This window comes from Marichromatium gracile, assembly GCF_004343155.1.
GTDB classification, from domain to species: Bacteria; Pseudomonadota; Gammaproteobacteria; order Chromatiales; family Chromatiaceae; genus Marichromatium; species Marichromatium gracile.
In genome coordinates, this window is sequence record NZ_SMDC01000001.1 from 103,686 (window position 1) to 124,098 (window position 20,413).

Here is a 20,413-nt window from a genome sequence, read left to right on the forward strand (position 1 = left end):
TCAAGATGAAGAAAAAAGTCATCGTTTTCTTGTCGTTGGCGGTATTGCTATTGGCGATTCTTCCCGTGACCAACGTGGTTTATCTGCTGCGTTCCGATCAGGAGGTCAAGAGCAAGTTACTCTATCGTCTCGATCCCATACTGCCTGACCTGAGTGCGGTGATAAGTCGCTTTGGGATCAGCCTGTTCCCTTCCCAGGTCATCATCGGCAAGGATGGCTGGCTCTTTCTGGGCGACAAATACTCAGAGGCCATCACGAAAAAAAGGGTTGGCGCCGAGTCAGAGCACACCGAACGTGCAAGGGTCTCTGGCGCTACCCTGGAGTCGTGGCGGACTCATCTGTTGGCGACGGGGGTGAAGGATGTCGTGCTGATGCTCGCGCCCGACAAGTCGACCATCTATCGCGATTACTTGCCTGAGTGGATGCGTCCGGCCCCGGTGACGCTGGCCGATGTCTTTGTCGGCTCGGTGTCGAGCGATGCCTGTATCGATCTTCGCGGATTCATCGCGGAAAGGTCCCGTCAGGAAGATCGTCTCCTTTACTACAAGACAGACACCCACTGGAACAACCACGGGGCTTGGCTGGGTTACGACTTTTTCATGACCGAGGTGTCGTCCAGGCACCCTGAGATCACATATGACTTGACTGGGCACGTGAGCGATGAAAAGACCATTCCCGGTGGGGATCTTTCACTCTTTCTGAGATTGGGTGACGTGGTTGAAGACGTTTCTCCGGTGCTTCAAGTCGAGCCGGAAAAACAGATCGATGCCAAGCAAATCGATTTTCAATCCAAGGCGGTCAAATCGGCGACAGGGAATCCTCCCGTAGGCGTCCATCTTGAACCTTTGCTGGTCGTTTCCAGTGATGCCGAAAACGATTTGAAGGTTATATGGCTGAGGGATTCTTTCGGGATAGCGCTCTCACCCTATGTCGCGCGATCCTTTCGTGAGGTTTTGCAGGTACATTATTCTGTCATGACACCTGCAAAGCTCGATGCGCTGGTTGAGGTGTTCCGGCCCGACTACATCTTCATCACGGGCGTGGAAAGAGATATCACGACATTTTTCGCCTACTTTGCCGATCATCCGTTCAGATGAGCTCAGCCGAGCTGGACTGCCCCCAGCGGTATTCAATCCATGACTTCGTCGGCTGGGTCGCCGTTTGGCAACCCAGCAAGGCGTCGGTACTGGGGCCACGAGGCGATGGCAAGGTTGGCCCCGTGGCCCAATCGCTATCACCGCATCTCAGTCGCCGAGGTCGTCGAGCCTGATCTCGATATAGGCCTCGTCGCACAGCTGACGCAGCCACAGCAATCGGTGCACAGCGAACTCGGCGCCTTGCTCGCGCTCGAACGTGATCAGGCCGAGGTCGAAGGGGATCTCGTGGCGGTGCGCTCGCAACGCGCCAGTACCGAGCTGCAGATCGATCAGGCGTAGCGCAAGTTCCTGCGTGACGTGGTCACCGAGCTGAACTCGGCGCCCAGCAGCGCCACCGCCCGCTCGCCGACCGGCTGCGCCCGCTCAAGGATGCCCTGGCGCGTTCGATGCGCGAGGAATAATCATCCGCCACCCCGGGCGCGGTCATCGATCGACGCGCCCGGGGCCGGCACGACGCCTCCCATCGTTCCGCCAGCCCGCTTGGCAGCACCCCGCATCGCCCCAACCCATGCCATAACCATGGGCATCGCCCATGATGGTCATCCGCACAGATCGCAGGGCACCTAGCCCTCAAGGACAGGCACGATGGAGCATCTCTCACGCATCCTCTATGTCAGCCGCACCAGCCAGGGGGTCGGCGAGGCCGAACTCAAACAGATCCTCGAACAGTCGAATCGGCACAACAAGGAGCAGAGGATCTCCGGCATCCTCTGCGCCGGTGGCGGCCACTTCATCCAGGTGCTGGAAGGACCGCAGGAGGCGGTGTTCCGGCTCTATGGCCGTATCCTCGACGATCGTCGTCACTACGACAGCGTGCTGATCGGCGTCGCCCCGATCAAGCAGCGGATGTTCCAGGGGTGGTCGATGGGCTATCTGTCCAACCCGCCGGAGGTGATGGAGGCCAGGCGCAAGCAGCTGCTGGCGATGTGGGAGAGGCGCGCCGAGGCCGACGAGCTGGTGGTGCTGATGCGCAAGTTCCTCGAACAGCTGCGCGGCTGAGGCCTCAGCCCCCGCCCATGCGTCGGGCACGGGCGGGGAGACGGGGAACGCACACGACCGCGCCCGCTCAGGAGTGCTGGGCGGCGGTCTGGGGAACCACGGCGGGGGCCGACCACAGCCGCTCGAGGCTGTAGAAGTCGCGGACCTTTGGCAGCATGACGTGGAGCACGATGCCGTTGAGGTCGACCAGGGCCCACTCGCCCTCGGCCACGCCCTCGGTGCCGAGCGGCGCCTCGCCGGCGTCCTTGGCGCGGAAGGCAACGGTCTCGGCGATTGCCTTGACGTGACGATCCGATGTGCCGGAGGCGATGATCATGAAGTCGGTGACGGCGGTCTTGCCGCGCACGTCGATGACCTCGATGTCATTGGCCTTCATGTCGTTCAGGGTCTCCACGACCAGTTCCCGAAGTTGCTCGAGCTGCATGCGATCTCCTCTGCTTTGAGAGTGTTTGGGGTGCCTGTGCACCGGTCACGACAGGTCGCGATCATCGCGACGCCTGCCCTCCTGGCCCTGGCCGGTCGACGACGTTGCAAGCGTGATCGCCGGCGCCGCGCCATCCCTGGCGCGGCCTTGTCGGACGGGGAACGCCCCATCCCGCGGAAAAAGACTGACTCAGGCGGGCAGCTCGCCCATGCCGCAACCGTCATAGACGCCGGTGCGCGCGATATAGGCGCGCACCGGCTCGGGCAGCAGGTAGCGCGGGCTCTGCCCGGTGGCGAGCAACCGCCGGATACGGGTCGCCGAGATATCGATCTGGGTGACCTCCTGGAAGAGGATGCGCCCACCCGGCGCGCGCGCGAGTTCGGCGCGCGTGTCGCTGCCGCGACGCGCGTACAGCGCCTCCAGCTCGGGATCGACCAGCGCCCGGTGACCGGGACGACGCATCACCACCAGATGCGCCAGCTCCAGGATCTCCTGTGGCCGGTGCCAGCGCAGGAAGGCGGCGAAGGCATCGGCGCCGACCAGCAGACACAACGGCCGCTGCGCGCCGAGCTCGGCGCGCAGCGAGGCCAGGGTGTCGTAGGAGTAGGAGCGTCCGGGACGCTCGAGCTCGCGCGCATCGACCATGAACCTCGGCTCGTCGGCAATGGCCGCCTCCAGCATCGCCAACCGGGCGGCCGGCGAGGCGCAGGGCTGGGGCCGATGCACCGGAACCTTGAGCGGGATGAAGCGCAGCTGCTCCAGATCCAGTCCCTGCAGACACTCCAGTGCGGGTCGAAGATGGCCGAAGTGGACCGGATCGAAGGTACCACCGAAGACGCCGATCATCGCTGCCGCGGTCCTGACGCCAGGGCGACGACGATGACTCGGGGGCGGACGCGACCGACCCCGAGCGGGGCGCGCGCGTGGACCGGGACGGTCACTGACGGACGATGGCGAGCGGCGAAACGGGCCTGTTGCAAGGTCTCCTGTCCAGATCGGTGGGTGATCGATACATGGATCGAACGCTAGCAGAAAGCGCGGCCTTTGTCGCCATCTTCCCCCCGCCAGAGCGCGCACGCCAAGGCACGACTTTTGCCGCCGAGGATCGTTCGGCTACACTCCACCGAGGATCGAGACCACCCGGATGTCGGCAGCCGGCGGCCTGCCGCCTCCCCGACCCGTGTCACCAGGAAGACCATATGTCATGAAAGCCATCCACTCCCTTCTGCTCGCACTCGGCCTGCTGGCGCCGTTGCACGTCGTCGCCGACTCACTCGGCGGCTATCCGGACAACTGCGGCACGGCGAGCGACGAGGCCTACGGCAGCGGCTTCGAGGCCGGCGTCTCGTCCTGCTACTCGGACCCCGGCAGTTGCGGCATCAGCCTCTCATCCTGCCTGCCCGCGCCGAGCTTCGGCGAGACCGAGCCCAACGACAACCTGGTGAGCGCCGACCCGCTCCAGCTCAACGCCAATTTCTGGGGCCAGAGCTACGGCCCGCAGGACCAGGACTGGTACTACACCCAGACCACCAGCCCCAACCAGAACATCATCGTCAACTTCTCCACCCCCGGATCGGCCGATCCCTCGGGCTGGAAGGTGACCATCCGCGATGCCGCCGGCAACATCTTCGCCGAATTCGACACCGGAGTGACCGGCTCTGGCGGCACCGCCGGCGACACCATCGTCTACCGCGCCACCCTCGGGCTGGTCGGCAGCTACTACGTGGTGGTACAGCCCTACGACAGCGCCAAGGTCTACAGCGCCTACCAGCTCGCCGTCTCGCTGCAGGACTCGGGGCTCGACACACCGAACTATGTGGTCGGCTTCCACGACGTCGAGACCGAGCCCAACGACGCCCCGAGCATCTCCGATCCGCTGGCCACCAGCGTCACCATGTACGGCGTGGTCAACCTGACCTTCAACACCGCGCTGCCGCCGAGCGGCGACGACGAGGACGCCAGCTATACCTGGGGCCAGGGCGAGAGCGACTGGTTCGTCTATTACAGTCAGGGCAACGAGCTGATCTCGGTGACCTTCTGCGAGCGCGAGGGCTGCGGCGTCGGCGACTGGCAGATGGAGGTCTACGACATGGCCACCGCCAGCCAGATCGAGGCTGGCGTCCCGCGCACCTCGGTGGTCCCACTGCTGTCGTTCAACACCAAGAACACCAACTCGGACGGCGATACCGTCGACCCCGAGACCTTCCAGCTCGGCTTCGACCAGCCCGGCTATTACTTCATCCTGGTCAGTCACAAGCGGCTGTTCACCGCCCCCTGTCTCGCCTACAACCTGGTTTCCGGCGCCGCCGCCGGTGGCTATGGCGCAAGCTGTGGTCCCTGTGACCCGAGCAACGGCAACAGCTGCTACGTCCCGGTCGACAGCGCAAGCTGCAGCACTGGCCTGAGTTGTCGCAACGAGACGGTCGACGAGTGTATCCCCGGTATCGAGACCGGCTGCAACGTCTTCGGCACGGCGCCGGACATCGCCTATTACAAGACCACCGCACTCTGCGGCTGCTCGGTCTTCGGCGGCGTGGTCGAGGTCCCCGAAGGGGCCTACACCAGCCCCTACAACTTCACCTGGTTCGCCACCCAGCTGCCGCCGAGCACCATCAACACCGACGCCTATCAGGACTTCATCAACCGGGCCAACCCCTACAACTGAGGCCCTGACGACACGAGGCCGCCCCGGTCCACCGGGGCGGCCTCGTCGTGTCCGCTCAGCCGATCGATCGCCCGGTCGCGCCGTTCAGCCGCGCACCTGGCCGTCGCCGAGCACCACGAACTTGAGCGAGGTCAGGCCCTCCAGCCCGACCGGGCCACGGGCGTGGAACTTGTCGGTACTGATGCCGATCTCGGCGCCGAGCCCGTACTCGAAACCGTCGGCGAAGCGGGTCGAGGCATTGACCATCACCGAGCTGGAGTCGACCTCGCGAAGGAAGCGACGCGCGCGGGCGTAGTCCTCGGTGACGATCGACTCGGTGTGCGCCGAGCTGTGCCGGGCGATGTGGTCCATCGCCGCGTCGAGACCGTCGACCACCCGGATCGAGAGGATCGGCGCCAGATATTCGGTATCCCAGTCGGCCTCGCTGGCGGGCAGCGCCGCGGGCAGCTGCTCGCGGGTGCGCGCGCAGCCGCGCAGCTCCACCCCGTGCTCGGCGAAGGCCGCGCCCAGGCGCGGCAGGATCTGCCCGGCGACGGCGGCGTCGACCAGCAGGGTCTCCATGGTGTTGCAGGTGCCGTAACGCTGGGTCTTGGCGTTGAGCGCGATGGCGAAGGCCTTGTCGAGATCGGCGTGGGCGTCGATGTAGACGTGACAGATGCCGTCGAGGTGCTTGATCACCGGCACCCGCGCCTCGCGGCTGATGCGCTCGATCAGCCCGCGGCCACCGCGCGGGATGATGACGTCGATCGACTCGGGCATGGTGATCATCGCCCCGACCGCGGCGCGGTCGGTGGTGGCGATCACCTGCACCGCGTCGGCCGGCAGCCCGGCCTCCTCCAGCCCGGCGTGGATGCAGCCGGCGATCGCCTGGTTGGAGGCGAAGGCCTCGGAGCCGCCGCGCAACACCGTGGCGTTGCCCGACTTGAGACAGAGCGCGGCGGCGTCGGCGGTGACGTTGGGACGCGACTCGTAGATGATCCCGACCACGCCGAGCGGCACCCGCATGCGCCCGACCTGGATGCCGGAGGGACGATAGTCGAGGTCGCTGATGGCGCCGACCGGGTCGGGCAGCGCGGCGATCTGGCGCAGCCCCTCGATCATCGCGTCGATCCGCGCCGGGGTCAGTTCGAGCCGATCGAGCAGCGCGGCATCGAGCCCCTTGGCGGCACCGGCCTCGAGGTCGCGACGGTTGGCCGCGGCGAGCTGGTCGCGCGCGGCGTCGAGCCGCGCAGCGATGGCGAGCAGGGCGCGGTTCTTCTCGGCGGTGGTGGCACGCGCCAGGGCACGGGCGGCGGCGCGGGCGCGCACGCCGAGATCACTCATGTAGGCGTCGATGTCGTGGATGCTGGATTCGCTCATGTCGATGACCTTCGATGGATGGAAAAGGCGTTCAGTGCGCGTCGCCCCGGGCGAGATCGTCGGCGATCGCGGCCAGCCGCTGCCAGGGATCGCCCGGAGCAAGCCCCTTGATCGCCAGATCGGCCTCGGCGCAGCGCCGCAACAGACCGTGGAGCTGACCCGACGAGCGCGCACGCAGTGCGCGCTCGACCACCGGCACCCGCGGTCTGGGCACCCGGTGGGCGGCCAGCACCGTCGCCGGGGACTGTTGCCGGGCGACGGCCTCGGCGGCCTCGGCGAGCATCCGCAGCTCACGCGCCAGTACCCACAGCACCAGGCTCTCGGCGCTGCCCTCGGCGCGCAGCACCGCGATGATCCGCTGCACCCGGGCGCGATCGCCGGCGAGCGCGGCGTCGGTGAGGGCGAAGAGGTCGAAACGGGCGCTGTCGGCAAGGGTGCCGAGCAGGTCGTCGAGCCCGAGCGGGCCCGGCTCGCCGAGCAGGCGCAGCTTCTCGATCTCCTGGGAGGCGGCCAGCAGGTTACCCTCGGCGCGCTCGGCAAGCAGCGCGGCAACGCCGCTCGCGGGTGCGAAACCGGCCGCGCGCAACCGCTGCTCGACCCACTGCTCCAGCTCGCGCCCCTTCAGCGGCCAGACCTGCAGCACCGCACCGCATTCCTCGACTGCACCGACCCAGCGCGCCTTCAGCTCCTTGCGCTCGAGCCCGGGGGCGAGGATCAGCAACAGGTTGTCGGCACAGGGGCGGGCGCAGTACTCGCGCACCGCCGCGCCGCCCTCCTTGCCGATGCGCACCCCACCCAGACGCAGCTCGATGAGCTTGCGGGTGGAGAACAGCGACAGCGCATCGGCCGCCGCGCCGAGCGCGTTCCAGTCGAAGCCGCCGTCCTGGTCGAGCACCTCGCGCTCGGCGAACCCGGCCTTGCGCGCCGCGGCACGGATCAGCCGCGCGGCCTCGTCGAGCTGGAAGGGCTCCTCGCCGCAGAGCAGATAGACCGGCGCGAGTCCGCGCGCGAGCTGGGCCTGGAGTTGATTGAAACGCAGACGCATGATTTACCAGGGGTCCGGGACAAGGGGAGACCGCGCACCGGCTCGGGGCACGGCGCGCGGCGGAGGTCACGCGAGATCAGCGCAGCGCCACCCGCAACCGGGTGAGGATACGATCGGCGGCCTCGATGGCGAAGTCCTCGAAGATCAGGTCCTGCTCGAGCCGCTTGCCGAGGACCTCGACATCGGGGTTGTCGAAGGTGCGCACCAGATCCAGACCCTGCGGCGCGACCAGCTGCACCCCGGCCTCGCCGAGGGCGTCGAACTGCACCATGTAGTGCAGCTCGTAGGCCAGGGTCTTGCCGTTGATATCGACCGCGGCGACCCGCGAGGAGCTGGTCTCGGCAAGGATGCGCAGCACCATCCGCGCCTCGGTGGCGTTGCGGGTCACCTCGACGTCGCTGCCCGCGAGCAGATCGAGCAGGGCGCGCCGCACCGGCGAACCGGCATCGGCCTGGATATAGAGCGGGTTGAGCGTCGGCGGGATCTCGACGCTGCCGCGCAACTGGAAGCCACAGCCGGCGAGCGCCAGCAGCACCGCCGTCAGCAGCACCATCCATGGACCCCGGCCACCGGGCATCGATCGACTCATTCGTTGCTCACTCCGTCTCTCCTCTATCGCGCCGGCCCTCGCCGGAACCCGGCCCCGGCGAGGGCCACGCCTCAGGCGACGATGTTGACCAGCTTCTTCGGTACCACGATCACCTTGCGGATGGTCTTGTCGCCGATGAACTTGCGCGCGTGCTCGTCGGCCAGCGCCGCGGCCTCGATCGTCGCCTTGTCGGCGTCGGCCGCGACCTTGATCTTGGCGCGCACCTTGCCGTTGACCTGCACCACGTACTCGATGCTGTCCTGCACCAGCGCCGACTCGTCGACCTCGGGCCAGGGCGCGGCGAGGATGTCGTCGCCGAAGCCGAGTTCGCGCCACAGATGATGGGTGACGTGCGGCGCGATCGGGCCGAGTAGCCGCAGCACGATGCTCACGCCCTCGCGCAGCACCTGCGCCCGCGCCGCCGACTCCAGCCGGTAGAGGGTGTTGACCATGCTCATGCAGCCCGACACCACGGTGTTGAACTGGTTGCGCTGATAGTCGAACAGGGCCTTCTTGAGTGCGCCGTGGATCTCCAGACGCGCGGCCTTGGCCGCCTCGTCGAGGTCGGCCGGCGCAGCGCCGGCGCGGATCGTCTCGGCCTCGCCGGTGCCGAGCGTCCACAGCCGCTTGATGAAGCGGAAGGCGCCCTCGACGCCCTCGTCGTTCCACTCCAGCGACTGGTCCGGCGGCGAGGTGAACATGGTGTAGAGCCGCACCGTGTCGGCGCCGTAGCGCTCGGTCAGGCTCTGCGGATCGACGCCGTTGTTCTTCGACTTCGACATCTTCTCGATGCCGCCATAGATGACCGGCTCGCCGTCGGCCTCGAGCACCGCCGAGATCACCCGACCCTTGTCGTCGCGCACCGGCACGACCTCGGCGGGATTGAACCACTGCTTGCGCCCGTCGGCGTCCTCGCGATACCAGGTCTCGGCCACCACCATGCCCTGGGTGAGCAGCTTGGTGAAGGGCTCGTCGCAATCGACCAGGCCCTCGTCGCGCATCAGCTTGTGGAAGAAGCGGGCATAGAGCAGGTGCAGCACCGCGTGCTCGATGCCGCCGATGTACTGATCGACCGGCAGCCAGTACTTGGCGCGCTCGTCGAGCATGGCGGTGTCGCAGTCCGGCGAGCAGTAACGGGCGTAGTACCAGCTCGACTCGAAGAAGGTATCGAAGGTGTCGGTCTCGCGGGTCTCGCCGTTGCCGAGCTCGGAGAACTCGGGCATGCGCTTGAGCGGCGAGCCCGAGCCGTCGACCACCACGTCCTCGGGCAGACGCACCGGCAGCTCGGTCTCGGGACGCGCCTCGCCGTCGGCGCCGTTGACCACCGGCAGCGGACAGCCCCAGTAGCGCTGGCGCGACACGCCCCAGTCGCGCAGACGGAAGTTGACGGTGCGCTCGCCCTTGCCCTGCTCGCTGAGCCAGGTGGCGATGGCGTCGAAGGCCTGCTCGGAGGTCAATCCGTCGAACGCGCCGGAGTTGAACAGCACGCCCTTGTCGGTGAAGGCCGCGGCGCTGATGTCGCAGCTCTCGGCATCGGCCGGGCGGATCACCGCGCGCTTGGCGATGCCGTAACGCTCGGCGAACTCCCAGTCGCGCTGATCGTGCGCGGGGACGGCCATCACCGCGCCGGTGCCGTAACCGATGAGCACGAAGTTGGCGGCATAGATCGGCACCGGCTCGCCGGTGATCGGGTGGATGGCGTCGATGCCGAGGGGATATCCCTTCTTCTCCATGGTCTCGATCTCGGCCTCGGAGATCCCGCCCTGACGACATTCCTCGATGAAGGCGGCGAGCGCCGGATCGGTCTCGGCGGCGCGACGCGCCAGCGGGTGCTCGGCGGCGACGGCGACATAGGTCACGCCCATCACGGTGTCGGGGCGGGTGGTGTAGATGCCCAGCGTCTCGTCGCTGTCGGCCACACCGAAGGTCATGTGCACGCCCTCGGAGCGCCCGATCCAGTTGCGCTGCATGGTGCGCACCCGCTCCGGCCAGCCGTCGAGACCGTCGAGCGCGTCGAGCAGCTCCTGGGCGTAGTCGGTGATGCGCACGCACCACTGGGTGATCTCGCGCTTCTCGATCGGCGCGCCGGAGCGCCAGCCGCGCCCGTCGATCACCTGCTCGTTGGCGAGCACGGTCTGGTCGATCGGGTCCCAGTTGACCATCGCCTTGGCACGATAGGCCAGCCCCTTGTCGATCAGTCGGGTGAACAGCCACTGCTCCCAGCGGTAGTAGTCGGGGTCGCAGGTGGCCAGCTCACGGTCCCAGTCGTAGCCGAAACCGAGCTTCTTGAGCTGGTCCTTCATGTAGGCGATGTTCGAGCGCGTCCACTGCGACGGCGGGATGCCGTGGGTGATCGCGGCGTTCTCCGCCGGCAGGCCGAAGGCGTCCCAGCCCATCGGCTGGAGCACGTTCTTGCCGAGCATGCGCTGGTAGCGCGCGATCACGTCGCCGATGGTGTAGTTGCGCACGTGCCCCATGTGCAGCCGCCCCGAGGGATAGGGGAACATGGACAGGCAGTAGAACTTCTCGCGCGAGCTGTCCTCGACGGCCTTGAAGGACTGGTGCTCTTCCCAATAGCGCTGGGCCGCGGCCTCGACGGCGCACGGATCGTAATCGGTCTGCATGGGTCTTCGGTCTTGTGACAACTGGGGTTGGAATGATGACGAAAGCATAACCCAGCTCGATGATGCACGGCGACCGGGGGGAGGTCGTGGGTAGCCACCAGCCGCCAGCTATCAGCCGCCAGTGGGTGGTATCGCGAGCGCAAGGCGCAGGGCGGCCACGCTCGCGCTTGGCAAGGCTTTCTGGCTGCCCCGCTAATCCGTAAGCACGCCGGCATCATCTCGTCCACTGCCCCCCCCTCGAAGACGTTCCCCTTCGCCTCAAGCATTCTTCATGGCTCGACCCTGCCCCCGTCACCGTTTACGCACCCCATCCGTCCCGCGCGGTCGTTCGCAGCCCCCACCCACTGGCAGCTGGTGGCTGGCGGCTGGTGGCTGGCGATCGGCGCCCGCCGAGTCCCGCTAGCGCCCTTTTGCTATGCTGGAGTCGACGCGATCCACACCGGGTGTCGCCCGATGCCCGCTGTCTTCGCCCCGGGCCGATGCCGGCCCAAGATGGTCCGGTGGACCACTGGAGAGACAGATCATGAGCGATCAAGACAGGAACCCGAAGGACGACCGGCTGGTGCGCGCCTACGAGCGCATGCTCGAGGACGCCCACGAGGCGATCGAGCAGGCGCAGAACGAGACGGCACCGCGGTTGCGCGAGGTGCTCGACAAGACCCGCGACAACCTGGTCGAACTCGGCGAACTCAGCCGCGAGGAGGCGCAGCGCGTCGCCGACTACATCCGTCGCGACATCGAGGACGCCGCCGGCTTCGTCGCCGAGACCGGCCAGGACATCCGCGACTGGTGGCGCTTCGATCTGGAGCTGATGGAGCGACGGCTGTTCGAGGCCTTCAGCCAGGTCGCCGACCAGACCCGGCTGCAGCTCGCGCAGATCGCCGAGACGGCGCGCCGGATGAGCCTCTACCAGGCCGGCGAGATCACCGGCCCCGGCACCCTGGTGTGCGACAAGTGCGGCGCCGAGACCCACTTCGTCAAGGCCGGTCGCATCCCGCCCTGCGCCGAGTGCGGCGCCACCAGCTTCCGCCGCAACCCGGTCGGACGCGAGGACCAGCAGGGCTGAACCACCAAGGCGCGCGCGGGTGCGAGCCCGCGCGCGGGGCTGGAAATCGACCGGGGGCGCGCTTATAGTGGCCGCTCGTGTCATGTCCCGCGGGAGAGACCGGCAGCTTCGCCGGCGCCGAAGGCGCAACATCGCCCGGAATCGCTCAGGCAAAAGGACTGCGGGAACGAGGACCGACTCTGGAGAGTGGCCGCCACAGGCGCGGCCCACCGACGGGGCAGCGGCGGAACCACCCGGTCACCGTCAGCAAACTCTCAGGTCTAAGACAGAGGGGCGATGCCGTGGGTCGAACTGACCCGCGGCGTCGTTATCATGGCCGCGCGCGCGGCACCCCGAACAGTCTAGCGGAGAGTCGAATGGGATCACGTACCCCCCTGTTTGCAGAGCACGTGCGTCTGGGCGCGCGCATCGTCCCCTTCGGCGGCTGGGACATGCCGCTGCACTACGGCTCCCAGCTCGAGGAGCACCACGCGGTGCGCCGCGCCGCGGGCATGTTCGACGTCTCCCACATGCGTCCGGTCGACATCGAGGGTGTACAGGCGCGCGACTTCCTCCGCCACCTGCTCGCCAATGACGTCGCCCGTCTCACCCAGCCCGGCAAGGCCCTCTACAGCTGCATGCTCAACCCCGAGGGCGGGGTGATCGACGACCTCATCGTCTATCTGCGCGGCCCCGAGCACTATCGCCTGGTGGTCAACGCCGCCACCGCCGCCAAGGACCTCGACTGGATGGCGCAACAACGCGCCGGCTTCGCGGTCGACATCCGGCCGCGCGAGGACCTGGCGATGATCGCCGTGCAGGGCCCCGAGGCCCGCACCAAGACCCTCCCGCTGCTCGCCGCGCCGCTGGCCGAGCAGGCACAGGCGCTCGCCCCCTTCTTCGCCACCGAACACGAGGACTGGTTCGTCGGGCGCACCGGCTATACCGGCGAGGACGGCTTCGAGATCATGCTCCCGGCCACCGAGGCCGCCACGCTGTGGCAGGCGCTGGAGCAGGCCGGGGTACAGCCCTGCGGCCTGGGCGCGCGCGACACCCTGCGTCTCGAGGCGGGGATGAACCTCTACGGTCAGGACATGGACGAGGAGACCGGCCCGCTCGAGGCCGGGCTCGGCTGGACCGTCGCCTGGGAGCCGGCCGAGCGCGATTTCATCGGTCGCGCCGCGCTCAGCGCGCAGCGCGAGCGCGGCGGACTGCGCCGCTTCGTCGGTCTGGTGCTGGAGGGGCGCGGCGTGCTGCGCGGCCACCAGCAGGTGCTGATCGACGGCGAAGTCGACGGTGAGATCACCTCCGGCGGCTTCGCCCCCACCCTCGGCGGCTCGATCGCGCTGGCGCGCGTCGCCCCGACGATCGGCGAGCGCTGCGCGGTGCTGATCCGCGACAAGGCCGTCCCCGCGCGCGTGGTCAAACCGCCCTTCGCGCGTCACGGCAAGGCATTGATCGACCTCGCCTGAACCCCGACCCCTATCCGAACCTGCCGGGTCTCTCCCGGCAGCCATGACATCGAGCGTCTGCGTGCAGACCGCAACGGAGAACCCCCAATGAGCGACATCCCCGCCGATCTGAAATACACCAAGAGCCACGAGTGGGTGCGCGACAACGGCGACGGCACCGTCACCGTCGGCATCACCGATCACGCCCAGGAGGCGCTCGGCGACATCGTCTTCGTCGAGACCCCCGAGGTCGGACGCCAGGTCGCCGCCGCAGAGGCCTGCGCCGTGGTCGAGTCGGTGAAGGCCGCCTCCGACATCTACGCCCCGCTCGCCGGCGAGGTGGTCGAGGCCAACGAGGCGCTCGGCGACGCCCCCGAGCTGCTCAACGCCAGCGCGCACGCCGAGGGCTGGATCTTCCGTCTCGCGCCGAGCGACGCCGCTGCGCTCGACGCCCTGCTCGACGCCGCGGCCTACGCCAAGGTGCTCGAGGAAGAGGACTGAGCCCAGCCACCGGCCCCGATCGGGGCCGGCACCTCGCCCGGCGCGCGCGGCGCGCGCTGGTCCCGTTCAAGGCAGACGCGCCCGCGCCGCGGGCCCCGGAATCCAGATCATGCCCTTCATCCCCCACACCGACGACGACGTCGCCGCGATGCTCCAGGCCATCGGGGCCCCCTCGATCGAGTCGCTGTTCGACGAGATCCCCGCGGCGCTGCGCAGCGGCGAGCGCGCCGAGATCCCGCCCGCGCTCTCGGAGCAGGAGATCACCCGGCTGATGCGCCTGCGCGCCCAGACCGACGAGCAGCCGGCCTGCTTCATAGGCGCCGGCGCCTATGATCACTACATCCCGGCGGCGGTGTGGCAGATCGCCACCCGTGGCGAGTACTACAGCGCCTACACCCCCTACCAGGCCGAGGCCAGCCAGGGCACGCTGCAGGTGCTCTACGAATTCCAGTCGATGATGACCGCGCTCACCGCGCTGGACGCCTCCAACACCTCGCTCTACGACGGCGCCACCGCGCTCGCCGAGGCGCTGCTGATGGCGGTGCGCGCCAACCGTCGCTGCAAGTCCAGGCGCGTGCTGATCCCGCGCGCGCTGCACCCGCTGTACCGGAGCACGGTACGCACCATCGTCGAGCCGCAGGGGCTGGAGCTCGTCGAGGTCGACTTCGACGCCGCCAGCGGCCAGACCCCGGTGGAGCGCTGCACCGCGCTCGCCGGCGACCAGGGCGTGGCGGCGGTGGTGATCAACCAGCCCAACTTCTTCGGCGTGCTCGAGACGGTCGACGCCCTCACCGACTGGGCCCACGAGCAGGGCGCCCTGGCCGTGGCGGTGGTCAACCCGCTGGCCCTGGCGCTGCTCACCCCCCCCGGCGAGTGGGGCGCTGCGGGCGCCGACATCGCCTGCGGCGAGGCCCAGCCGTTCGGCATGCCGCTGTCCTCGGGCGGGCCCTACGCCGGCTTCCTCTGCTGCAAGCAGGCGCTGGTGCGCCAGCTGCCGGGACGGATCGTCGGGCGCACCCTCGATGCCGACGGCAAGCCCGGTTTCACCCTCACCCTGCAGGCACGCGAGCAGCACATCCGCCGCAGCAAGGCGACCTCCAACATCTGCACCAACCAGGGGCTGATGGTGACCGCCGCGACCATCCACCTGGCGCTGCTCGGCGCCGAGGGGCTGGAGCAGGTCGCGCGCGCCTGTCACGCCAACACCCTGGGGCTCGTCGAGCGGCTCTGCGCCCTCCCCGGGGTCGAGCCGGCGTTCACCGGCGCAATCTTCCACGAACAGGCGCTGCGCCTGCCGCGCGCGCCGCGCGAGGTGCTCGGACGGCTCGCCGCCGAGGCCGACGTGCTCGGCGGCTTCGCCCTCGGCGCCGACTATCCCGAACTCGACGACGCACTGCTGGTGTGCGCCACCGAGCAGCGCAGCGAGGAGGAGATGCGTCGCTACGCCAGCGCCCTCGCCGAGATCCTCGAGGCCGGCTGAACGCCCGGCCACGGATTCCCCATCGCAGCGGAGACATCACCCATGGCACAGACCGCACTGCAAGGCTCGCCCGTCACCCTCACCGGCACCCTGCCCGCCGTCGGGCAGCAGGCCCCCGACTTCACCCTGGTCGACAAGGACCTCAACGATCGCACCCTGGCCGACTTCGCCGGGAAGAAGAAGCTGCTCAACATCGTCCCCAGCCTCGACACCCCGGTGTGCGCGCTCTCCACCCAGCGCTTCAACGCCGCCATGGCCGAGCGTGACGACGCCGTGGCGCTGGTGATCTCGGCCGACCTGCCGTTCGCCATGGGCCGCTTCTGCGGCGCCGAGGGCATCGACAACGTGATCCCGCTGTCGCTGATGCGCTCGCAGGCGTTCGCGCGCGACTACGGGGTGCTGATCGCCGACGGTCCGCTGGCCGGGGTCTGTGCCCGCGCCGTGGTGGTGCTCGACGCCGAGGACCGGGTGATCCACTGCCAGCTGGTCCCCGAGATCACCGAGGAACCCGACTACGCGGCCGCCCTCGCCGCGCTCTGAACCGACCCGCGCCGCGCCCCGAGGTGCGGCGCGGCCCCAGCTCCCGGGCCCGCCCGCGCGGGCCGCACCACCCGACGGACCCTATCGCCATGCTGATCCACGACCAATCCCGCCCCGGACGACGCGCCAACGTCCTGGCCCCGAGCCACACCCCAGAGCCGAGCGACATCCCGCAGGCGCTGCGCCGCCGCGCGCGTCCGCGGCTGCCCGAGGTCTCCGAGCTGCAGGTGGTGCGTCACTACACCCGGCTGTCGCAGCAGAACTTCTCGATCGACACCCACTTCTACCCGCTCGGCTCCTGCACCATGAAATACAACCCGCGGGTGTGCAACAGCCTGGCCGCGCTGCCCGGCTTCGCCGAGCGTCACCCGCTGGCGCCGGTCGAGCACGGTCAGGGGGTGCTGGCCTGTCTCCACGACCTGCAGGAGATCCTCAAGGCGGTGACCGGGATGAGCGCGGTGTCGCTGGCGCCCGCCGCCGGCGCCCAGGGCGAGCTGACCGGGGTGGCGATGATCCGCGCCTATCACCTCGCGCGCGGCGATCACGCCCGTACCGAGATGCTGATCCCCGATGCCGCCCACGGCACCAATCCGGCCTCGGCGGTGATGTGCGGCTACCAGGCGCGCGAGATCCCCACCGGCCCCGACGGCGACGTCGACGTCGAGGCGCTGCGCGCGGCGGTGGGACCGCAGACGGCGGGCATCATGCTCACCAACCCGAGCACCGTCGGGGTGTTCGATCGCAACATCGAGGAGATCGCCCGCATCGTCCACGACGCCGGCGGCCTGCTCTACTACGACGGCGCCAACCTCAACGCCATCCTCGGTAAGGTGCGTCCGGGCGACATGGGCTTCGACGTCATCCACATGAACCTGCACAAGACCTTCTCCACCCCGCACGGCGGCGGTGGTCCGGGCGCGGGTCCGGTGGGCGTCTCGGCGCGGGTCGCACCCTATCTGCCGGTGCCGCTGGTCGAGCGCGAGGGCGACGACTACCGCTGGCTGACCGAGGCCGACCGCCCCGAGACCATCGGTCGCATGACCGCCTTCGGCGGCAACATGGGCATCCTGCTGCGCGCCTATGTCTACGCGCGGATGCTCGGACGCGAGGGCATGGCGCGGGTGGCCGACTTCGCCACCCTCAACGCCAACTATCTGATGGCGCGGCTGCAGCAGGCGGGCTTCGAGCTGGCCTACCCGGAGCGGCGCGCCAGCCACGAGTTCATCGTCACCCTCAAGCGCGAGGCCAAGGAGTACGGCGTCACCGCGATGGACTTCGCCAAACGGCTGCTCGACTACGGCTTCCACGCCCCGACCACCTACTTCCCGCTGCTGGTGCCCGAGTGCCTGCTGATCGAGCCGACCGAGACCGAGACCCAGGAGTCGCTCGACGGCTTCGTCGAGGCGATGATCGCGATCCGTCGCGAGGCCCAGGAGGACCCGGAGAAGCTCAAGGGCGCGCCCTACACCATGCCGCGGCGCCGTCTCGACGACGTGCGCGCGGCGCGCCAACTCGACCTCGCCTGGACCCCGCAGCAGGCCGACGGGGGCGGCGATGGCCAATAACGGCGGCAACCTCGGCTGGCGCCGGGTGGTACGCGCCTTCGGCTACTCGATGAAGGGCTTCCGCGCCTGCTACGAGCTGGAGGAGGCGTTCCGCCAGGAGCTGTTTCTGCTGATCCCGCTGGTCCCGCTCGGGCTGTGGCTCGGCGAGACCCCGGTCGAGCGCGCCCTGCTCGTCGGCAGCCTGCTGGTGGTGCCGATCGTCGAGCTGCTCAACTCGGCGATCGAGGCCAACGTCGACCGCATCGGCACGGAGCGCCACGAACTCTCGGGACGCGCCAAGGACATCGCCTCGGCGGCGGTGTTCTCCAGCATCACCCTGTGCGTGGTGATCTGGGCCCTGCTGCTGGTGCCCAAGCTCTTTTGACCGCAGCGGCCAGAGTGACCTAAGCCGCCAGCGGCCAGATACCAGCCGCCAGCCATCGAGACCGGTGGCTGGGAGCTGACGGCTGGCGGCTGATTCAAGCGACGCTCCCCAGCGGGCGTCCGCGGGTAGCGACCATGAGCGGCAGCGGACCGCCGCGCCTCACTGGCGGCTGGTGGCTGACGACTGGCGGCTGACGGCTGGCGCAAACGACGCTCGATTGCCTGAAGCGGCCACCCAGCCGAAACATCCTTGCTTCGCGCGCTTGGCGTCTTTGCGGTTCGAATCAACATCCAGCCGCCAGCGCCCAGCCATCAGCCCCGGCGACTGGCGGCTGGCGGCTGGCGGCTGGTAGCTGACACCCCCTTGCCAGCCCCGCAGCGGGCGGCGATGATGGTTCGACGCGTGGCGTGTACACGCCCGTCTCGGATCACTGAGCCCGCAAGGAGTCCGCATGTCCCAGACGACCGGATCGCCCGAGTTCCTGCCACTGCGCATCGCGCTGATGACCGTCACCGACAGTCGCGACCTCGCCAGCGACACCTCGGGGGCGCTGCTCGAGGAGGCCGCGCGCACGGCCGGGCACCAGGTGGTGACGCGCTGTGTCGTCGCCGACGACATCTACCGACTGCGCGCCCAGGTCTCGCAGTGGATCGCCGACCCCGCCGTCGATGTCGTGATCAGCACCGGCGGCACCGGGGTGACCGGCCGCGACAGCACCCCGGAGGCGCTGCGCCCACTGCTCGACAAGGAGATCGAGGGCTTCGGCGAGCTGTTCCGTCACTACTCGCTCGCCGAGATCGGCCCCTCCACGCTGCAGTCGCGCGCCTTCGCCGGGCTGGCCAACGCCACCTTCCTGTTCTGCCTGCCGGGCTCGACCGGGGCCTGTCGCACCGCCTGGGAGCGCATCCTCGCCCCCCAGCTCGATCGCCGCACCCGCCCCTGCAACTTCGCCCAGCTGCTGCCACGTCTCCACGAACGTTGAGGTCCGCGATGTCCGCCAGTTGTCCCGCCTCTCCCCGCGCCCTGTCACTCGACGCCGCGCTCGCGCGGCTGCTCGAACAGGCGCCGACACCCAGCACCAGCGAGCCGGTGGCGCTCGCCGCCGCGCTCGGTCGGGTGCTCGCCGCACCGCTGCGCAGCCCGCTGGCGGTCCCGCACTGGGACCACAGCGCGATGGACGGCTATGCGCTGCGCCATGCCGACCTCGCCGCCGCCGCAGACGGCTGGCTGCCGATCGGCCAGCGCATCACCGCCGGCACGGTCGGCGCGCCGCTCGCGCCGGGCAGCGCGGCGCGGATCTTCACCGGCGCCCCGGTGCCCGAGGGCGCCGACACCGTGGTGATGCAGGAGCAGTGCGAGCGCGACGGCGAGCGGGTGCGCATCCCGCCCGAGTGCAAGGCGGGCGGCAACATCCGCCGCGCCGGCGAGGATTTCACCGCCGGCACCGAGGTGATCGCCGCCGGCACCCGGCTCGGCCCTCAGCACCTCGGGCTCGCCGCCAGTCTGGGGTTGGCCGAACTCATGGTGCGGCCCCGGCTACGGGTGGCGATCTGCGCCAGCGGCGACGAGCTGGTCGCGCCCGGCGCCCCGCTCGGCCCCGGCCAGATCTACGACTCCAACCGTCTCACCCTGGGGGCGATGCTCACCGCGCTCGGCTGTGAGGTGATCGATCTCGGGCGCATTCCCGATGACCTGGAGGCGACCTGCGCGACGCTCGCCCGCAGCGCCGACGCGGCCGACCTGGTGATCGCCAGCGGCGGGGTCTCGGTCGGCGAGGAGGATCATGTACGCCCGGCCGTCGAGCGCATCGGCACGCTCGCGCTGCACCAGGTGGCGATCCGCCCGGGCAAGCCGGTGGCCTTCGGGCGGATCGGCGACACCCCGTTTTTCGGCAGCCCCGGAAACCCGGTCTCGCTGTTCGTCACCTGCGCGCTGCTGGTGCGCCCGCTGGTGCTGCGGATGCAGGGCGTCGGCGGCGACCTCGCGCCGCGTCGGCAACGCCTGCCCGCCGCCTTCGCCTGGCCGCGCCCGGACAAGCGCCGCGAGTTCCATCGTGCCCGGCTGGTCGAGGACGACAGCGGACAACCCCGGGTCGAGGTCTTCGCCAGCCGCTCCTCGGCCTCGCTGCGCTCGCTGGTGTGGGCCGACGGACTGATCGACCTCGCCCCCGGGGTGGCGATCGCCCCGGGCGACCCGGTCGAGTTCATCCCCTTCACCGAGCTGTTGCACTGAGGGCGCGATGATCCACGTCCGCTACTTCGCCAGCCTGCGCGAACGCATCGGTCGCGACGAGGAGCGCATCGAACTCCCCGCCGGGGTCGACACCCTGGGCGCGCTGGTCACGCACCTGAGCGCGCGCGGCGCCCCCTGGCGCGAGGCCCTCGAGGCCACCCCGCGGCTGATGATGGCGCGCAACCACACCCTCGCCCGCGCCGAGACCGAGATCAGCGACGGCGACGAGATCGGGCTCTTCCCGCCGGTGACGGGGGGGTAGCGACCAGCCATCAGCTGCCAGCTTTCAGCCGCCAGCAGGCACCTCACGCGCACATGACCGACGGTTGTTAGCTGGATGCTGGGAGCTGGTCGCTGATGGCACACAACCAGC

20 protein-coding genes and 1 riboswitch are annotated in these 20,413 nt (G+C 69.1%); of the genes, 13 read left to right on the plus strand and 7 right to left on the minus strand.

Annotation, left to right across the window (positions count from 1 at the left end; translation table 11 throughout):
* Window positions 1–5: 5 nt before the first annotated feature.
* A complete protein-coding gene (locus EDC29_RS00480) occupies window positions 6–1,097 on the plus strand; it encodes an alginate O-acetyltransferase AlgX-related protein (RefSeq protein WP_123139250.1) in 1,092 nt (363 codons plus the stop codon).
* A 147-nt stretch (window positions 1,098–1,244) separates the two neighbouring features.
* Here EDC29_RS00480 and EDC29_RS17225 read toward each other — a convergent pair whose 3' ends face one another.
* Window positions 1,245–1,400 (minus strand): hypothetical protein, encoded by a 156-nt coding sequence (locus EDC29_RS17225; protein WP_165913401.1) that lies wholly within the window; start codon window positions 1,398–1,400, stop codon window positions 1,245–1,247.
* Window positions 1,401–1,742: 342 nt separating this feature from the next.
* Between EDC29_RS17225 and EDC29_RS00485 the strand changes: the two genes are divergently transcribed.
* Complete coding sequence (locus tag EDC29_RS00485; RefSeq protein WP_123139249.1) at window positions 1,743–2,156, plus strand: BLUF domain-containing protein; 414 nt, start codon at window positions 1,743–1,745, stop codon at window positions 2,154–2,156.
* 67 nt (window positions 2,157–2,223) lie between these two features.
* Here EDC29_RS00485 and rsfS read toward each other — a convergent pair whose 3' ends face one another.
* Together rsfS and nadD are read right to left on the minus strand one after the other, a co-directional pair.
* Window positions 2,224–2,580, minus strand: coding sequence for a ribosome silencing factor (gene rsfS / locus EDC29_RS00490; RefSeq protein WP_005221898.1), 357 nt, complete (start codon window positions 2,578–2,580; stop codon window positions 2,224–2,226).
* 189 nt (window positions 2,581–2,769) lie between these two features.
* Window positions 2,770–3,426 carry a nicotinate-nucleotide adenylyltransferase gene (gene nadD, locus EDC29_RS00495; protein ID WP_123139248.1) on the minus strand — a complete coding sequence of 219 codons (657 nt, stop codon included), beginning with the start codon at window positions 3,424–3,426 and terminating at the stop codon, window positions 2,770–2,772.
* A 358-nt stretch (window positions 3,427–3,784) separates the two neighbouring features.
* Here nadD and EDC29_RS00500 point away from each other — a divergent pair, with 358 nt between their 5' ends.
* The gene (locus EDC29_RS00500; RefSeq protein ID WP_132228129.1) at window positions 3,785–5,245 is read left to right on the plus strand and encodes a hypothetical protein; all 1,461 of its coding nucleotides are present in this window, start codon (window positions 3,785–3,787) and stop codon (window positions 5,243–5,245) included.
* A gap of 84 nt (window positions 5,246–5,329) precedes the next feature.
* Here EDC29_RS00500 and EDC29_RS00505 read toward each other — a convergent pair whose 3' ends face one another.
* The 4 genes from EDC29_RS00505 to leuS all read right to left on the minus strand — a co-directional run bounded on the left by EDC29_RS00505 (window position 5,330) and on the right by leuS (window position 10,862).
* Window positions 5,330–6,604: a glutamate-5-semialdehyde dehydrogenase gene (locus tag EDC29_RS00505; protein WP_132228131.1), complete on the minus strand. Its 1,275-nt coding sequence runs from the start codon at window positions 6,602–6,604 to the stop codon at window positions 5,330–5,332.
* 31 nt (window positions 6,605–6,635) lie between these two features.
* Complete coding sequence (holA, locus tag EDC29_RS00510; protein WP_132228133.1) at window positions 6,636–7,649, minus strand: DNA polymerase III subunit delta; 1,014 nt, start codon at window positions 7,647–7,649, stop codon at window positions 6,636–6,638.
* 76 nt (window positions 7,650–7,725) lie between these two features.
* Window positions 7,726–8,238 (minus strand): LPS-assembly lipoprotein LptE, encoded by a 513-nt coding sequence (locus EDC29_RS00515; protein ID WP_123139244.1) that lies wholly within the window; start codon window positions 8,236–8,238, stop codon window positions 7,726–7,728.
* 71 nt (window positions 8,239–8,309) lie between these two features.
* Window positions 8,310–10,862, minus strand: a complete 2,553-nt coding sequence (gene leuS / locus EDC29_RS00520) for a leucine--tRNA ligase (protein WP_132228135.1) — start codon at window positions 10,860–10,862, stop codon at window positions 8,310–8,312.
* Window positions 10,863–11,385: 523 nt separating this feature from the next.
* Here leuS and EDC29_RS00525 point away from each other — a divergent pair.
* The 10 genes from EDC29_RS00525 (at window position 11,386) to moaD (ending at window position 20,302) form a co-directional block, all read left to right on the plus strand.
* Complete coding sequence (locus tag EDC29_RS00525) at window positions 11,386–11,928, plus strand: zinc ribbon-containing protein (RefSeq protein ID WP_005221914.1); 543 nt, start codon at window positions 11,386–11,388, stop codon at window positions 11,926–11,928.
* Between the two features lie 80 nt (window positions 11,929–12,008).
* Window positions 12,009–12,099, plus strand: a riboswitch (glycine riboswitch).
* 185 nt (window positions 12,100–12,284) lie between these two features.
* Window positions 12,285–13,379, plus strand: a complete 1,095-nt coding sequence (gene gcvT, locus EDC29_RS00530) for a glycine cleavage system aminomethyltransferase GcvT (RefSeq protein ID WP_132228137.1) — start codon at window positions 12,285–12,287, stop codon at window positions 13,377–13,379.
* An 87-nt stretch (window positions 13,380–13,466) separates the two neighbouring features.
* The gene (gene gcvH, locus EDC29_RS00535; protein ID WP_132228139.1) at window positions 13,467–13,859 is read left to right on the plus strand and encodes a glycine cleavage system protein GcvH; all 393 of its coding nucleotides are present in this window, start codon (window positions 13,467–13,469) and stop codon (window positions 13,857–13,859) included.
* A 109-nt stretch (window positions 13,860–13,968) separates the two neighbouring features.
* Window positions 13,969–15,339 carry an aminomethyl-transferring glycine dehydrogenase subunit GcvPA gene (gene gcvPA / locus EDC29_RS00540; protein WP_132228142.1) on the plus strand — a complete coding sequence of 457 codons (1,371 nt, stop codon included), beginning with the start codon at window positions 13,969–13,971 and terminating at the stop codon, window positions 15,337–15,339.
* Between the two features lie 42 nt (window positions 15,340–15,381).
* A complete protein-coding gene (gene tpx, locus EDC29_RS00545; RefSeq protein WP_132228144.1) occupies window positions 15,382–15,879 on the plus strand; it encodes a thiol peroxidase in 498 nt (165 codons plus the stop codon).
* 89 nt (window positions 15,880–15,968) lie between these two features.
* Window positions 15,969–17,444, plus strand: a complete 1,476-nt coding sequence (gene gcvPB / locus EDC29_RS00550; RefSeq protein ID WP_123142313.1) for an aminomethyl-transferring glycine dehydrogenase subunit GcvPB — start codon at window positions 15,969–15,971, stop codon at window positions 17,442–17,444.
* Window positions 17,434–17,808: a diacylglycerol kinase gene (locus EDC29_RS00555; protein ID WP_123139237.1), complete on the plus strand. Its 375-nt coding sequence runs from the start codon at window positions 17,434–17,436 to the stop codon at window positions 17,806–17,808. Before gcvPB ends, EDC29_RS00555 begins: the two co-directional genes overlap by 11 nt.
* A 451-nt stretch (window positions 17,809–18,259) precedes the next feature.
* Window positions 18,260–18,790 carry a molybdenum cofactor biosynthesis protein B gene (gene moaB / locus EDC29_RS00560; RefSeq protein WP_132228146.1) on the plus strand — a complete coding sequence of 177 codons (531 nt, stop codon included), beginning with the start codon at window positions 18,260–18,262 and terminating at the stop codon, window positions 18,788–18,790.
* 8 nt (window positions 18,791–18,798) lie between these two features.
* Window positions 18,799–20,040 carry a molybdopterin molybdotransferase MoeA gene (locus tag EDC29_RS00565; protein WP_132228148.1) on the plus strand — a complete coding sequence of 414 codons (1,242 nt, stop codon included), beginning with the start codon at window positions 18,799–18,801 and terminating at the stop codon, window positions 20,038–20,040.
* Window positions 20,041–20,047: 7 nt separating this feature from the next.
* Entirely contained in the window at window positions 20,048–20,302 is a 255-nt protein-coding gene (gene moaD / locus EDC29_RS00570) for a molybdopterin converting factor subunit 1 (protein ID WP_123139235.1), read from the plus strand.
* Window positions 20,303–20,413 lie beyond the last annotated feature (111 nt).

Bases quoted from the DNA above. Each gene is read 5' to 3' on its own strand.
- EDC29_RS00515 (WP_123139244.1), bottom strand. From the start codon at position 8,238: ATGAGTCGATCGATGCCCGGTGGCCGGGGTCCATGGATGGTGCTGCTG.
- leuS (WP_132228135.1), bottom strand. From the start codon at position 10,862: ATGCAGACCGATTACGATCCGTGCGCCGTCGAGGCCGCGGCCCAGCGC.
- moaD (WP_123139235.1), top strand. From the start codon at position 20,048: ATGATCCACGTCCGCTACTTCGCCAGCCTGCGCGAACGCATCGGTCGC.
- EDC29_RS00500 (WP_132228129.1), top strand. From the start codon at position 3,785: ATGAAAGCCATCCACTCCCTTCTGCTCGCACTCGGCCTGCTGGCGCCG.
- gcvPA (WP_132228142.1), top strand. From the start codon at position 13,969: ATGCCCTTCATCCCCCACACCGACGACGACGTCGCCGCGATGCTCCAG.
- EDC29_RS00555 (WP_123139237.1), top strand. From the start codon at position 17,434: ATGGCCAATAACGGCGGCAACCTCGGCTGGCGCCGGGTGGTACGCGCC.
- tpx (WP_132228144.1), top strand. From the start codon at position 15,382: ATGGCACAGACCGCACTGCAAGGCTCGCCCGTCACCCTCACCGGCACC.
- holA (WP_132228133.1), bottom strand. From the start codon at position 7,649: ATGCGTCTGCGTTTCAATCAACTCCAGGCCCAGCTCGCGCGCGGACTC.
- rsfS (WP_005221898.1), bottom strand. From the start codon at position 2,580: ATGCAGCTCGAGCAACTTCGGGAACTGGTCGTGGAGACCCTGAACGAC.
- gcvT (WP_132228137.1), top strand. From the start codon at position 12,285: ATGGGATCACGTACCCCCCTGTTTGCAGAGCACGTGCGTCTGGGCGCG.
- gcvPB (WP_123142313.1), top strand. From the start codon at position 15,969: ATGCTGATCCACGACCAATCCCGCCCCGGACGACGCGCCAACGTCCTG.
- EDC29_RS00485 (WP_123139249.1), top strand. From the start codon at position 1,743: ATGGAGCATCTCTCACGCATCCTCTATGTCAGCCGCACCAGCCAGGGG.
- EDC29_RS00480 (WP_123139250.1), top strand. From the start codon at position 6: ATGAAGAAAAAAGTCATCGTTTTCTTGTCGTTGGCGGTATTGCTATTG.
- EDC29_RS00525 (WP_005221914.1), top strand. From the start codon at position 11,386: ATGAGCGATCAAGACAGGAACCCGAAGGACGACCGGCTGGTGCGCGCC.
- moaB (WP_132228146.1), top strand. From the start codon at position 18,260: ATGTCCCAGACGACCGGATCGCCCGAGTTCCTGCCACTGCGCATCGCG.
- EDC29_RS00505 (WP_132228131.1), bottom strand. From the start codon at position 6,604: ATGAGCGAATCCAGCATCCACGACATCGACGCCTACATGAGTGATCTC.
- EDC29_RS00565 (WP_132228148.1), top strand. From the start codon at position 18,799: ATGTCCGCCAGTTGTCCCGCCTCTCCCCGCGCCCTGTCACTCGACGCC.
- gcvH (WP_132228139.1), top strand. From the start codon at position 13,467: ATGAGCGACATCCCCGCCGATCTGAAATACACCAAGAGCCACGAGTGG.
- nadD (WP_123139248.1), bottom strand. From the start codon at position 3,426: ATGATCGGCGTCTTCGGTGGTACCTTCGATCCGGTCCACTTCGGCCAT.